Raw genomic sequence first — 13737 nt, 5'->3', positions numbered from 1 at the left:
CTGCGTGGAGCCCCGGGCTCCGCGCTGATGTTTCTCGGACAACGGAGTTCATATGAGTACAGTCATCCGCAATCTCGTCTTCGGGGTGGTGGTGGTCGTCGTGGCGGTGTTCGCCTTCGGCGACGCGATCTCCACCGCCTCCAACTCGACGGTGCGCTCGAAGATCACGATCATGGCGCCGGCCGCGCCCGGCGGCGGCTGGGACACCTTCGCCCGCACCTCGCAGCAGACGCTGCGCAGCGAGGGGATCGTCGCGAACGTGCAGGTCGTCAACGTCCCCGGCGCCGGCGGCACGATCGGGCTCTCGCAGTTCGTGCAGGCGGAGGGCCAGGAGGACTACCTCATGGTCACCGGTGGCGTGATGATCGGCGGCATCGCGGTGTCCAAGCCCGCCGAATCGCTCGCCGACGTGACCCCCATCGCCCGCCTCGCGGACGACTACGCGGCCCTCGTCGTGCCGGCCGACAGCAACATCCACACCCTCGAGGACTTCGTGGAGGCGTGGCAGGCCGATCCGACCGGCACCTCCATCGCCGGCGGCTCGCTCGGCTCGATCGACCACCTCGCGACGGTGATGCTCGCGCAGGAGATCGGCCTCGATCCCGCCGACGCGAACTACATCGCCTACTCCGGCGGCGGCGACGCGCTGAGCGCGATGCTCTCGCACACGACCACGGCGGGCATGTCCGGCTACAACGAGGTCTCCGCCCAGATCGAGGCCGGCCAGCTGCGGCTGCTCGCGATCTCCGCGCCCCAGCCGGTGGAGGGCATCGACGCGCCCACGCTTCTCGACGCCGGCTACGACGTGCAGATGACCAACTGGCGCGGATTCGTGGCGCCGCCCGGCATCACCGACGCGGAGCGGCAGGAGCTCGTCGACATCGTCACCGAGCTGGCCGAGTCGGAGGGATGGGCGGAGGCGCTCGACCGCAACGATTGGACGGATACGTTCGCGGTCGGCGACGAGTACGAGAGGTTCATCGTCGATCAACAGGCGGAAGTGGACGCGATCGTCGAGGAGCTGGGACTGTGAGCACGACCACCGCCCCCGAACGCACCGGCTCCCGCCCCCGCACGATCAAGTGGGGCGACGTCCTCATCGCCGCCATCGGCCTCGCCATCGCGACCGTGCTGTTCGTCGGCGCGGCCGCCATGGAGGTGCGCGGCCAGCAGGTGCCCGGGCCGCAGTTCTTCCCCGTCCTCATCGGCGGCCTGCTCACCGTGGTGAGCGGCTATCTGCTCATCCGCTCGATCATCCCGCGGAAGCGGGTCGAGGAGCCGACGGCGCTGCGCCCCGACGTCTCCCGCGAGATGCTCACCGACGTGTCGCACGCGAACACCCAGGTGATCGACCTCGAGGCCCATCAGGGCCGCGTCGAGGAGGAGGCCGAGGCGGCGGCGGAGGACGATGAGACGCCGCACTCGATGAACTGGAAGGCCGCCGGCATCAACGTCGGCGCCGTGCTCGGATTCATCCTGCTGCTGCCGCCGCTCGGCTGGATCCTCTCGAGCGCGCTGCTGTTCGCCGCCTCCACCTACGGGTTCGGCTCCAAGCGCATCTGGTTCAACCTCGGCATCGGGCTGCTCATCGGCTCGATCGTGCAGCTCGTGTTCAGCGGCCTGCTGGGCCTCACGCTGCCCGCCGGCTTCATCGGGGAGATCTTCTAATGGAACAGCTCGAACTGCTCATGCAGGGGTTCGCCGCGGCGATCACCCCCATCAACATGCTCTGGGTGCTGCTCGGCGCCATCATGGGCACCGCGGTCGGCGTGCTGCCCGGCCTCGGCTCCTCCATGGCGGTGGCGCTGCTGCTGCCCGTCACGTTCTCGCTCGACCCCACCGCGGCGTTCATCATGTTCGCCGGCATCTACTTCGGCGGCATGTTCGGCGACTCGACCGCGGCGATCCTGCTCAACACCCCGGGCCAGTCCTCCGCCATCGCGTCCACCTTCGAGGGCCACCGGCTCGCGAAGCATGGCCGGGCCGGGCAGGCGCTCGCGACGGCCGCGATCGGCGCCTTCATCGGCGGCCTGCTCGCGACGCTGCTCACCGTGTTCATGATGCCCGTGCTGATGAACCTCGCGACGATGTTCGGCCCCGCCGAGTACTTCGCGCTCGCGGTGTTCGCGTTCCTCGCGGTCTCCTCGGTCGTGTCGGAGTCGGTGATCAAGGGACTGCTCGCCCTTGGCATCGGCCTCGCGCTCACCCTCATCGGCATCGACGGCCCCTCCGGCACCGAGCGCTACACGTTCGGCGCGCCGGAGCTGCTCGACGGGTTCTCGATCGTCGTGATCACCGTGGGCCTGCTGGCCCTCGGCGAGGTGTTCGATCAGGCATCCAAGGTCGGCCGCAGCGCCGCGGTCAAGCCGATCCAGCAGCGCCGCGCGCTGCTGAGCCGCAAGGAGTTCAAGTACGCGCTCCCCGCCTGGCTGCGCGGCACCGCGTTCGGCCTCCCGTTCGGCATCGTGCCGGCCGGCGGCTCCGAGGTGCCCACCTTCCTCGCGTACGGCACCGAGAAGTCGCTCGCGAAGCGCCGCGGCGACAAGAGCTTCGGCACCACCGGATCGCTGCGCGGCCTCGCGGCGCCCGAGGCGGCCGGCAACTCGACCACGGGAACGGCGATGGGCACGCTGCTCGCGCTCGGCCTGCCGGTCTCCTCGACCGCGGCGATCATGCTCGCCGCGTTCCAGCAGTACGGCCTCCAGCCCGGCCCGCTCCTGCTCACGAACAACGCCGACCTGGTGTGGACGCTGCTCGCGTCGCTGTTCATCGGGCTCGTGGTGCTGCTCATCCTGAACATGTCGCTCGCGGGGCTGTGGGCGCGGCTGCTCAGCGTGCCGAACCACTACCTCTACGCCGGCATCACCGTCCTCGCCGTGCTCGGCGTGTACGCGGTGGGCTCGTCGATGGCCGACCTGTGGGCGCTGTTCGCGATCGGCCTGCTCGGCCTCGTGATGCGCCGCTACCGGGTGCCGCTCGCCCCCGTGATGATCGCCGTCGTGCTCGGCCCGCTCGCCGAGACCGAGCTGCGCCGCGCGCTCGCGGTGTCGGAGGGCGACGTGTCGGTGCTGTGGGGCTCGCCGTTCACGATCGGCCTCTACATCGTGCTTGCCGCGGCGCTCGTGATCTCGGCGGTGCAGCACCTCCGCCACCGCCGCCGGGCCAAGCTGGATGCGCAGACCCGGGCCGTGCGCGTCCCGGTGGACGTCGACGCGGGATAGCGATGCGCGCGACGGGGCGTCCGGCGACCGCCGGGCGCCCCCTCGCTTTCCGGCCGCGCGATCCGTCGCCGAGGCTGGCGCGGCGGCGTGGGCCCGGTGGGCCCCGCGGCGGTACAGTTGAGGTCCAGCGGGTCGGCGAAGCCAGCGTCGGCCGCCGAGACACGAGGACGCTCCATGACCACACCCCCAGTCACCTACGTCATCGCCGGCTCCGAGGCCACCGGCGGGGCCGGCTGCCAGGCCGACCTCCGCACGCTGCAGCAGCTCGGGGTCTACGGCGCCTGCACGCTCACCTGCATCGTCTCCTTCGACCCGAAGGACGGCTGGAACCACCGCTTCGTGCCGGTGGACGCGCAGGTCATCCGCGACCAGGCCGAGGCGACGCTCGCCGACTGGAGCCCCGCATCCGTGAAGATCGGCATGCTCGGCGCCGTGCCCACCATCGAGGCGGTGCGCGACATCCTCACCGAGGCGAAGCTCCCCAACGTCGTGCTCGACCCGGTGCTGATCTGCAAGGGACAGGAGCCCGGCGCCGCGCTCGACATCGACACCGCGCTGCGCACCGAGGTGCTGCCGCTCGCGGACGTCCTCACGCCGAACAAGGTCGAGGCGCAGATCCTCTCGGGCATCGACTCGCTCGAGTCCGTCTCCGACTTCGGCGAGGCCGCCAAGCGCATCGCCGAGCACGGCCCCGGCGCGGTGCTCGTCAAGGGCGGCGTGGACACCCCCGGCGACCACGCGGTGGACGTGCTGTGGGACGGCACCGAGCTGGTCGAGTTCTCGCGCCCCAAGGTGGGCGAGCACCGGGTCTCGGGCGCGGGCGACACCCTCGCGACGGGCATCTCCGCGGGGCTCGCGCTCGGCCAGGACCTGCACACCGCCGTCGAGCACGCCAAGGAGTTCGTGACCGCGGGCATCGGCCGCGCGATGGCCGGCAACACCCCCTTCGACGTGGTCTGGCAGGGGCGCGCCGCGTGACCTCCGAGCGCGCCGCCGCGCCGACGCTGCCCGGGCAGCGCGAACGACTCGAAGGACGGCACGTCGTCCTCGAGCCGCTCGACGGCGCGGGCGCGCTCGAACTCGCGCAGGTGCTGCGCAAGCCCGAGGTGTTCGCGGGCGGATTCGGCGGGGGCCCCGCCGGGCTGCCCGGCACCGACCGCGCGTTCGCCGACTGGCTCAGCGGATACGCGCCCGGCCCGGACGCGGGCCGCAGCTACCTCGTCCGCTCGCGCACCGGCGAGGCGCTCGGCACGACCTCGCTCTACGCCCGCAGCGCCGAGCGCCGCAGCATCATGATCGGCTACACCGCCTACGACCCCGACGCGTGGGGCCGCGGCCTCAACCCCGACGTGAAGCGCACCCTGCTCGAGGCCGCGTTCTCGCGAGGGTTCCACCGCGTCGTCTTCGAGGTGGACGAGCGCAACGAGCGCTCGCAGGCCGCGGTGCGCCGGCTCGGGGCGCACGAGGACGGCCGGCTGCGCGAGGACCGCCTGCGCGCCGACGGCTCGTGGCGCACCTCCGTCCAGTTCTCCATCCTCGAGCAGGAGTGGCCCGACGTCCGCGCCGGCCTCGACGCTCGCATCCCGTAACCATCCATCCCCGCCCGGCCCGCTACGGCCGCCCAGACAGCAAGGACCGACCATGAGCCTCAAACTCACCCGCGCAGAACTCGCGAAGTACATCGACCACACGCTCCTCGCCACCGACGCCACGAACGACGACGTTCGCGCGCTCTACGCCGAGGCCGCCGAGATGGGCGCGTACGCGGTGTGCGTCTCGCCGAACATGCTGCCGGTCGGCGCCGCCTGGACCGGCCTGGACCCCGACGCCGAGCCCGCGGAGATCCCCGAGGGCGCCCCGCAGGTCGCGACCGTCGTCGGCTTCCCCTCGGGCAAGCACCACTCGAGCATCAAGGCCACCGAGGCGGCCCGCGCCGTGACCGACGGCGCCACCGAGATCGACATGGTCATCGACATCGGCCAGCTCAAGGCGGGGCAGCCCGAGCTCGTCGAGCAGGACATCCGCGCCGTGCGCCGCGCCGCGCCCGCGCCGACCGTGCTCAAGGTGATCATCGAATCCGCCGCCCTCACCGACGAGGAGATCGTGCAGGCCTGCGAGGCCTCGGCGGCGGCCGGCGCCGACTTCGTGAAGACCTCCACCGGTTTCCACAAGGCCGGCGGCGCGACCGTCGAGGCCGTCGCGCTCATGCGCAGGACCGTGGGTGACGCGCTCGGAGTCAAGGCATCGGGCGGCGTGCGCACCTACGCGGACGCGATGGCCATGATCGAGGCGGGCGCGACCCGCCTCGGCATGTCCTCCGGCAAGCAGGTGCTCGAGGAGGCGCCCGAGGCGTAGGACGCGTCTCGGCACGACGGAGTTTGGATAGGCTCGAACATATGACGCAGCAGGACGCCCTCACGAGACTGGGCGAGATTCGCCGATCGATCGACAACCTCGACGCCTCGGTCGTGCACATCCTCGCCGAGCGGTTCCGGCTCACGCAGGAGGTGGGGAGGCTCAAGGCCGAGCACGACCTGCCGGCGGCGGACCCGGAGCGCGAGAAGCGCCAGGTCGCGCGGCTGCGCGCGCTCGCGCACGACGCGCAGCTCGACCCCGAGTTCGCGGAGAAGTTCCTGAACTTCGTGATCGCGGAGGTCATCCACCACCACCAGCGCATCGCCGAGCAGCGGGGGAGCGCGATCGCCGAATGACGGATGCCCAGGGGGAGAAGTCGGCGAAGAAGCGGCAGCGGGGCGCGACCTCGCTGCCCAAGCGCCGTGCCAACACCTGGCGCAACTGGTCCGGCGGGGTCACCGAGACGGCGCAGCTGACCGCCGGCCCCACGAGCGAGACCGCCGTGCGGTCGCTCGTGATCGGGGCGGGCGGCTCGGGCCTGCGGGTCAAGTCGGTGGGCGCCGGGCACTCGTTCAACGACGTCGCGGCCACCGAGGGGCTGCGCCTGCACTTCGACGACTACCGCGGCCTCGTCTCGGTGAACCCCGAGACGAACGTCGCGACGTTCCGCGCGGGGACGCGGATGCACGAGGTGCAGGAGCTGCTGCGCGAGCACGGCCTGACGCTCGAGAACCAGGGCGACGTCGTGGCGCCCACGATCGCGGGCGCCATCTCCACGGGCACGCACGGCACCGGCCTGGGCTACTCGGGGCTCTCCGCGATGGTGAAGTCGCTGCGCATGGTCCTCGCCGACGGCCAGGTGGTGCTGTGCGACGAGCGCACGCACTCCGACATCTTCGAGCACGCGCGGCTCGGCCTCGGCGCCCTCGGCGTGATCCTCGAGGTGGGCATCCAGTGCGTCCCCTCCTTCCGGGTGCTCGTCGACGAGTCCACCGGGCCGGTGGACGACGTGCTCGACACCTTCGCCGACCGCGCACGGGCGGCCGACTACTTCGCGTTCTACTGGTTCCCGCACTCGGAGCAGGCGCTCGTGCGCTCGCACCGGCGGCTCGCGGAGGGCGAGGAGCCCGAGGGGCTGACCTCCCGCAACGCGGTCAAGCTCATGGACGAGGAGCTCGTGCAGTACTGGACGCGCGGGCTCGCGAAATCGCTCGGCGAGATCGCGCCCGGCATGGTGTCCCGGCTCTCGCAGTTCACCGCGAGCCTCACCGGCCCGCGGCACTACGTCGAGGACTCGCACGGAATGTTCGGCGCGCAGCGGCGCATCCGTTTCCACGCGCTCGAGTACGGCGTGCCCTTCGAGGACGGCCCCGAGGTCGTGCGCGAGATCCGCAGGCGGCTGGAGGAGCGTCGGCTCCGGGTCTCGTTCCCCATCGAGGTGCGCACCGCCGCCGCGGATGATGTGCCGCTCTCGCCCGCCTACGGCCGGGACACGACGTACATCGCGGTGCACCGCTACGTGCGCGAGGCGCACGAGGAGTTCTTCGAGACGGTCGAGGAGGTGCTGCGCGCCGCCGGCGGACGACCGCACTGGGGCATGCTGCACACGCTCCGCGCCGAGGAGCTGCGCGAGGCGTACCCGCGCTTCGACGAGTTCGTCGAGCTGCGCGACCGCCTCGACCCGCAGCGGGTCTTCGGCAACCCCTACCTGGAGCGGTCGCTGGGGGAGTAGGGCGCTTCTGCCCCTGCCGGTTTCCGGGCGCGATGGTCCGGCGGTGTGCGCTGGGGGCGGCGACATCGGGGTGGATGGCGTTCGCAGCGCGGATAGCGGTTCGCGACGGCTATTCGTCCCTTTCCGGGAGCCTATTCGCCCCATTCCGGGAGTGGCGGCCTGCTGGGGGAGAGGTGTCCTCTCCGGGCGGCCTGCTGCGGGCGGTGGCGCGGTCTCGGGCGGGGCTGCTGTTCCGGATGCGTATGGCGTGCAGAACCCGGATATGGCGATGTGCGGTCTATTCGCATCCGGAACAGCAGCCGGGCGGCCGACAGGTGAGGCGAACCGGGCTCGGAGGCGCCGGACCGGCGAGCAGGGAAGCGGTCGGCCGGCGCTTTGGGCCGCCCTGCGCCCACGGTCGTCGCCGCTGCCGATTTGTTCTAACATATGAGGGCAGGGGTTCCGACTGGGTGCGTTCACCGGGTCGGCGGCCCCGCCGCCGCTACGCTACGTAATCAGTAGACGACAGAGGCGTCGTTCGATGCGCTGGACTGCTGTCCCGGAGCGTCCGGCCTGCAGGAGATTGGACTGTATGACTGCTATACAAGACCGTGCGAGCGCTGCTCCGGTTCTGAACCGTCTGGCCGCGGCGGGGGTCGAGGTCGACACCACCAACCGCCGCCTGCAGGAGTACTCCTACGACGCATCCAACTATCGGGTGCGCCCCGAAGGCGTCGTGTTCCCCCGCACCCGCGCCGAAGTGATCAAGACCCTCGCCGCCTGCGACGAGGCCGGCACCCCGGTCACCCTGCGCGGCGGCGGCACCTCCATGGCCGGCAACGCCGTCGGCGAGGGCGTGATCGTCGACATGTCGCGCTATCTCAACGTCGTGGACGAGATCGACCTCGACTCCAAGTCGGTGTGGGTGGACGCCGGCGTCGTGCTCAGCCAGCTCCGCAGCCGCGTCGAGAAGCTCACCGGCGGCGAGCTCACCTTCGCCCCCGACCCGTCCTCGGTCTCGCGCGCGACCATCGGCGGCTCCATCGGCAACGACGCCTGCGGCAACCACTCCGTCGCCTACGGCCGCATGTCGCACCACGTGCACGAGGTCGAGCTCGTCACGATCGACGGCGCCCACCTCATCGCGGGCAAGGGCGGGGTGCGCGCGGTCGCGGAGGGCGATACGCACTCCGAGGCGCGCGCCATCACGCTCAACGACGAGCTGAAGACGCTGGCCGACGACCATCTCGAGGCCCTCCGCCTCGAGCTCCAGACCATGCCGCGGCAGGTCTCGGGCTACCACCTCGGCCACCTGCTGCCCGAGAACGGCTTCGACCTGGCCCGCGTGCTGGCCGGCAGCGAGGGCACCTGCGCCATCGTCCTCCGCGCCCGGGTCGGCCTCGTGCCGCGGCCCAAGGCCACCGCGCTGCTGTGCGTCGGCTACGACTCCACGGTCGAATCCGCCCGCGACGTGACCACCATCCTCGAGGCCAGGCCGAGCGCCATCGAGGGGCTCGACGCGGCCATCGTCGACATCATGCGCCACCGCCGCGGCCCCGAGACCGTCGACACCCTGCCCGAGGGCAAGGCGTACGTGATCATCGAGATCTCCGACGACACGATCGAGGCGGCCGGGGCCCAGTGCGAGGCGCTCGTCGAGCGGCTGCGCGAGCAGGGCGGCATCCGCGACCACGTGGTCGTGACCGACCCGGTCGAGCGCGCGAAGGTCTGGCGCATCCGCGAGGACGGCGCCGGCCTCTCCTCCAAGCGCATCGACGGCGTGCAGACCTGGCCCGGCTGGGAGGACTCCGCCGTCGCGCCCGAGAAGCTCGCCGACTACCTCGCCGAGCTGCTGCCGCTCATCGAGCGCCACGGCCTGACGACCGCGATGTACGGGCACTTCGGCGCCGGCTGCGTGCACATGCGCCTCGACTTCGACCTGCGCACCGAGCAGGGCCTCGCACAGTTCGACGCGTACATGAAGGACGCGGCCGAGCTCGTCGCCGCCCACGGCGGCTCGCTCTCGGGCGAGCACGGCGACGGCCGCGCGCGCAGCTCGCTGCTCGGGGTGATGTACTCGCCCGAGATGATGGGCCTGTTCTCCACGTTCAAGCGGATCTGGGACCCGAAGGGGCTGCTCAACCCGGGCATCATGGTCGACGCGGACGCCTACGACGAGCACCTCGCGCTCGCGGGCACGCCCGCGCCGGTGCTGCTCGAGTCGCCGAACGGCCACGCGCTCGGCCCGTACGTCGGCAACTCGCACGCGTGCATCGGCGTCGGCCGCTGCCGCTCCACCGCCGGCAACTTCATGTGCCCGAGCTACCGGGCCACGAAGGACGAGAAGGACTCCACCCGCGGCCGCGCGCGCGTGCTGCAGGAGCTCGCGCGCAGCAAGGGCACCGCCTCGGGCGGCTGGAGCGAGCCGGAGGTGCGCGACGCGCTCGACCTCTGCCTCTCGTGCAAGGCCTGCTCGACCGACTGCCCCACCGGGGTCGACATGGCGGAGGCGAAGTCCGAGCTCATCCAGGACCACTACCGCGGCAGGCTGCGGCCGTTCACGCACTACACGATCGGCTGGCTGCCGCGCTGGCTGCCGATCATCACCCGCGTGCCCGCCCTCGCGAACCTCGGCGCCAAGCTCAAGCCGCTGCGCTGGATCGGCGACAGGCTCGGGGTCAGCGGGCGGCGCCGCCTGCCCGCGTTCAAGCCGCACCGCGAGCTGAAGAAGCAGGTGCGCGAGGCCGGATTCGACGAGCACGGCGAGGCGCTCATCTTCGCCGACAGCTTCACGAAGGCGTTCCGGCCCCACGTCATCCCCGCGGCCGCGCGCGTGCTGCGCGAGTCGGGGCAGACGGTGGGCTGCACCGCGGACGCGTGCTGCGGCCTCACCTGGATCTCCACCGGCCAGCGCGACGCGGCGGCGAAGCGGCTCGGCAACCTCGTCGAGAAGCTCGACGACGGCACCGACCGCAAGATCGTGGTGCTCGAGCCGAGCTGCGCCGCGGCGATCAAGGACGACGGGCCCAAGCTCGTCGCCGGGGAGGCGGCCAAGCGGGTCGCGGCCCGCGTGCAGTCCTTCGCCGTCGCCGTGGACTCGGCCATGTCGAAGGGCTGGCGCCCCGCGGCGCCCGCCCCCGAATCCGCCGTGGTGCAGACCCACTGCCACGAGCACGCGGCCTTCGGGCCGGTCGCGCAGCGGCGGGTGCTGAAGAACTGGGGCGTGCCCAAGGTCTCCGAGTCGTCCTCGTGCTGCGGCGTGGCGGGCAACTTCGGCTTCGAGAGCGAGCACTTCGACGTCTCGATGAAGGTGGCAGAGCACTCGATCAAGCCGGCGCTCGCGGCCGGCGGCGAGCACGCGATCGTCCTGACCGACGGCTTCAGCTGCTCCATGCAGGTCTCGCAGATCGAGCCCCTGCGCGCGACCGAGCACCTCGCGGTGGCTCTGGACCCGAAGCGCGCCGGGTAGCGCGGGGGCGGGCGTAGCGGGCGCCCTCAGGCCACCAGCGCGCCGATGCCCGCGCCGGCGAGGCTGGTGGCCGCGGTGATGAGCAGCGACGGCACGAAGAACGAGTGGTCGTAGAGCCGCCGGCCGAGCTTCGTGCTGCCCGTCGTGTCGAAGGACGCGGCCGCGATCTGCAGCCCGTTGGTGGGCAGCAGGTAGATGCCGCCGAGCGCGCCCACCCACAGGCCCGCGACGAGGCCGATGGGGAGCCCGGCGGCGAGCGCGATCGGGACGATCATCCGCGTCGCCGTCGACTGGCTGGTCGTGAGCACCGCCACGAGGAAGACCGCGATGGTCATCGCCCACGGCCACTCGGCCACCCACGAGGCCAGTCCCGCCTCGACCGTGTCGGCGTGCGCCGAGAGGTAGGTGTCGATCATCCACGCGAGTCCGAAGAAGGCGATCGCCGCCACCATCCCGCCGCGGAAGATCGCGGTCGACGGGATGCTCGAGATCTCGGGGCGGCCGATGAGCACGATGAGCGTCGCGGCCACGAGCATGATGAGCTGGATCATCGTCGCCACGCCGACGACCTCGCCCGTCGTGTCCACCGGGCGGAGCGGCTCGAAGAGCCCGAAGACGATGATGAGCAGGACGCCGCCCAGGTAGACGAGCGCCGTGGCCCGTCCCCGCCGCGTCGTCGCCGACGTCACCGTGGCGAGCGAGTCGAGGTCGATCCGGTCGGCGCCGTCGGCACGGTCCGGATCCGCCCCGCCGAAGCGGCCGACCAGGAGCGCGGTGACGATCACGCCGATCACCGCCGCGGGGATGGTGATGGCGAGGAGCTGGAGGATGCTCCAGCCGTCCCCGCGCTCGTCCATGATCGCGATCATCGCCGCCATCGCGGCCGATACCGGCGAGCAGGCGAGGGCGATGCTCGTGGCCACCACCGAGACGCTGATGGGCTTCGAGGGGCGCACCCCGGCGCGGACCGAGACCTCCTGGATGACCGGCAGCAGCGAGAACAGGATGTTCGAGGTGCCCGCGCCGATCGAGAACAGCAGCGAGACCAGCGGGGCGACGAGGGTCACCGCGCGCGGACGGCGGACGATCATGCGGGCGGCGACGGAGACCATCCACGCGATGCCGCCGGACGCCTCGAGCGTGGAGGTCGCGAGGATCACGGCGATGATGATCAGCAGCGCGTCGATGGGCGGCGAGCCGAGAGCCTCGCCGAAGCCGAACACCAGCACCGTGGCGCCGACGCCGCCCCACAGGCCGATCGCGACGCCTCCGGTGCGGACCCCGAACAGGATCGCGGCGAGCACGACTATCGACTCGCCGATCAGGCGGAACGCTTCCATCTCCACTCCTTCGCCGGAGGCGCCCGCGCATGCCGTCGTGCTGGAGGTCCGCCAAGAAGCATTGTGCCCCGGTGCGCGCCCGACGTTCCTGAGCGGCAGGGCCGGGAGCGCCTCGGCTCCTGCCTGCGGCCTCCCGGGACGGTTGTCAGCGCGCCTGCCGGACCTCCGCAGCCGCCCGCTCGCCCTCGGCGTAGGCGCCGTGCGTGCCCGCGGTCTCCGAGGTGTAGTCGCCGGCGAAGTGGATCGCCCCGACCGGGGCGCGCAGCCGGTCGATCACGCGGGTGCGCTCCGGCGTGAGGATCGCGAAGCAGTGCTCCCAGGACTGCAGGTGGCGGCCGAGGATGCGGCCGCGGAGCTCGGGCGCGACCCGGAGGAAGTCCTCCTCCCACGCCTGCAGCGCGGCCTCGCTGCCCTCGACGCCCGGGTCGTATCCGTGGGAGTTGCCGTAGCAGACGAACTGCGCGGCCGAGGGAGCCGGCTCGTCCGAATCGGCCGACCAGGGCTGCGGGTTGATGATCGCGTCGAACCGGGTGCCGACCGTCGCGAGGAACGACCACTCCGCGATGGCGGGCAGCCCTTCGATATCGGCGGTGATGCAGAACGTCGTCGAGCCGGGCATGTCCACCTGCTCCAGCGCATCGAGCTTCTCGGGCGGGAGCCCGCGCACGAGCTCCGGCACGACGGGCGCGGGGACGGCGAGGATCACGCGGTCGGCGGATTCGACGCCGCCGTCCGCGAAGCGCAGCTCGCAGCCCTCCGACCCGCCCCGGTCCGAGACCTCCACGACCTCGCGGCCGAGCCGCACGGCGCCCGGTTCGAGCGCGGCGGCGAGGGCCTCGGGGATCTGCTGCATGCCGCCCCGCGTGTAGAGACGGTTCTCGCGGTCGTGGGCGAGGTAGCTCGCGAAGTAGCGCAGCGCGTACTTCGCCGAGAGCAGGTCCGGGTCGGCGACGCTGCCGCCGTGCACGGCGCTGCGGATGATGCTCGCCGCATCCGGGTGCAGCGCGGCGAGGCGCGGTCCGAAGCGCTCCTCCGCGAGCTCGGAGGCCTCCTCGACATCGGAGTAGCCGCGGTATTCCTGGATCGCCTCGAGGAGGAAGGCCGAGAGCTCGGCCTTGGCCCGGGGCGCGATCGGGAGCCGTTCCGCGAGCGTATCGGGCGCTGCGGTCACGACGGTCTCGCCGTTGATGTGGACGCCCCACGTTCCCGGCAGGAAGGGCGAGGCGTCGATGCCGAGCTCTGCGCGCAGGCGGTCCGCGGGCGTGTTGCGGTAGACGAACAGCGCGCCGGTGTTGGATTCCAGGCCGCCGACCCCGAGGCTGAGGGTGCGGCCGCCGATGTGCTCGGCTTTGTCGTAGACGGTCAGCTCCGCGTCGAGGCTGCGGAGCCGGTATGCGGCGGCGAGACCTGCCGCGCCGGCGCCGATGATCGCGATTCTGGGCATGGGGTCACTTCTTCGTGTCGGCTCAGTCGGTCTCGGGCCCGTTGCAGTACGGGCAGCGCGAGTCGCATTCGTGAGGGGCGGCAGCGGCGGATGGGCCGGTGCCGGGTCGTCGGGAAAACATCGTCGTCTTCAATCGGGAGTGTCGAGGCGGGATGGGGAGCGGCGACGGTTGAGGTGCCGTCGCCGCTCCCGGTCGG

11 protein-coding genes are annotated in these 13737 nt (G+C 71.8%); 9 read left to right on the top strand and 2 right to left on the bottom strand.

Annotated elements, in window-relative coordinates; translation table 11 throughout:
- Positions 1-52 precede the first annotated feature (52 nt).
- The 9 genes from FM112_RS12700 to FM112_RS12660 all read left to right on the top strand — a co-directional run bounded on the left by FM112_RS12700 (position 53) and on the right by FM112_RS12660 (position 10756).
- Positions 53-1033, top strand: coding sequence for a tripartite tricarboxylate transporter substrate binding protein (locus FM112_RS12700; protein WP_087008151.1), 981 nt, complete (start codon positions 53-55; stop codon positions 1031-1033).
- Positions 1030-1668: a tripartite tricarboxylate transporter TctB family protein gene (locus FM112_RS12695; RefSeq protein WP_176386820.1), complete on the top strand. Its 639-nt coding sequence runs from the start codon at positions 1030-1032 to the stop codon at positions 1666-1668. Before FM112_RS12700 ends, FM112_RS12695 begins: the two co-directional genes overlap by 4 nt.
- The gene (locus tag FM112_RS12690) at positions 1668-3221 is read left to right on the top strand and encodes a tripartite tricarboxylate transporter permease (RefSeq protein ID WP_087008147.1); all 1554 of its coding nucleotides are present in this window, start codon (positions 1668-1670) and stop codon (positions 3219-3221) included. The genes FM112_RS12695 and FM112_RS12690 overlap by 1 nt, the downstream gene beginning before the upstream one ends.
- 174 nt (positions 3222-3395) lie before the next feature.
- Positions 3396-4199 (top strand): PfkB family carbohydrate kinase, encoded by an 804-nt coding sequence (locus FM112_RS12685; protein WP_087008144.1) that lies wholly within the window; start codon positions 3396-3398, stop codon positions 4197-4199.
- Positions 4196-4810, top strand: coding sequence for a GNAT family N-acetyltransferase (locus tag FM112_RS12680; RefSeq protein ID WP_176386819.1), 615 nt, complete (start codon positions 4196-4198; stop codon positions 4808-4810). Before FM112_RS12685 ends, FM112_RS12680 begins: the two co-directional genes overlap by 4 nt.
- 52 nt (positions 4811-4862) lie before the next feature.
- Complete coding sequence (gene deoC, locus FM112_RS12675) at positions 4863-5576, top strand: deoxyribose-phosphate aldolase (protein WP_087008140.1); 714 nt, start codon at positions 4863-4865, stop codon at positions 5574-5576.
- A 41-nt stretch (positions 5577-5617) separates the two neighbouring features.
- Positions 5618-5932, top strand: coding sequence for a chorismate mutase (locus FM112_RS12670; RefSeq protein ID WP_087008137.1), 315 nt, complete (start codon positions 5618-5620; stop codon positions 5930-5932).
- Positions 5929-7308, top strand: a complete 1380-nt coding sequence (locus FM112_RS12665; RefSeq protein ID WP_087008135.1) for a D-arabinono-1,4-lactone oxidase — start codon at positions 5929-5931, stop codon at positions 7306-7308. Before FM112_RS12670 ends, FM112_RS12665 begins: the two co-directional genes overlap by 4 nt.
- 571 nt (positions 7309-7879) lie before the next feature.
- Entirely contained in the window at positions 7880-10756 is a 2877-nt protein-coding gene (locus FM112_RS12660; protein WP_087008133.1) for an FAD-binding and (Fe-S)-binding domain-containing protein, read from the top strand.
- Positions 10757-10782: 26 nt separating this feature from the next.
- Here FM112_RS12660 and FM112_RS12655 read toward each other — a convergent pair whose 3' ends face one another.
- Together FM112_RS12655 and FM112_RS12650 are read right to left on the bottom strand one after the other, a co-directional pair.
- On the bottom strand, positions 10783-12096 hold the full coding sequence (locus FM112_RS12655; protein WP_087008131.1) for an anaerobic C4-dicarboxylate transporter: 1314 nt from the start codon (positions 12094-12096) through the stop codon (positions 10783-10785).
- 145 nt (positions 12097-12241) lie between these two features.
- A complete protein-coding gene (locus FM112_RS12650; protein ID WP_087008129.1) occupies positions 12242-13540 on the bottom strand; it encodes an NAD(P)/FAD-dependent oxidoreductase in 1299 nt (432 codons plus the stop codon).
- Positions 13541-13737 lie beyond the last annotated feature (197 nt).

This window comes from Gulosibacter sp. 10, from assembly GCF_900163695.1.
Taxonomy (GTDB): domain Bacteria; phylum Actinomycetota; class Actinomycetes; order Actinomycetales; family Microbacteriaceae; genus Gulosibacter.
This window is presented reverse-complemented; position numbering and strand designations above follow the sequence as displayed.

Bases quoted from the DNA above. Each gene is read 5' to 3' on its own strand.
- FM112_RS12685 (WP_087008144.1), top strand. From the start codon at position 3,396: ATGACCACACCCCCAGTCACCTACGTCATCGCCGGCTCCGAGGCCACC.
- FM112_RS12650 (WP_087008129.1), bottom strand. From the start codon at position 13,540: ATGCCCAGAATCGCGATCATCGGCGCCGGCGCGGCAGGTCTCGCCGCC.
- FM112_RS12700 (WP_087008151.1), top strand. From the start codon at position 53: ATGAGTACAGTCATCCGCAATCTCGTCTTCGGGGTGGTGGTGGTCGTC.
- FM112_RS12660 (WP_087008133.1), top strand. From the start codon at position 7,880: ATGACTGCTATACAAGACCGTGCGAGCGCTGCTCCGGTTCTGAACCGT.
- deoC (WP_087008140.1), top strand. From the start codon at position 4,863: ATGAGCCTCAAACTCACCCGCGCAGAACTCGCGAAGTACATCGACCAC.
- FM112_RS12655 (WP_087008131.1), bottom strand. From the start codon at position 12,096: ATGGAAGCGTTCCGCCTGATCGGCGAGTCGATAGTCGTGCTCGCCGCG.
- FM112_RS12690 (WP_087008147.1), top strand. From the start codon at position 1,668: ATGGAACAGCTCGAACTGCTCATGCAGGGGTTCGCCGCGGCGATCACC.
- FM112_RS12670 (WP_087008137.1), top strand. From the start codon at position 5,618: ATGACGCAGCAGGACGCCCTCACGAGACTGGGCGAGATTCGCCGATCG.
- FM112_RS12665 (WP_087008135.1), top strand. From the start codon at position 5,929: ATGACGGATGCCCAGGGGGAGAAGTCGGCGAAGAAGCGGCAGCGGGGC.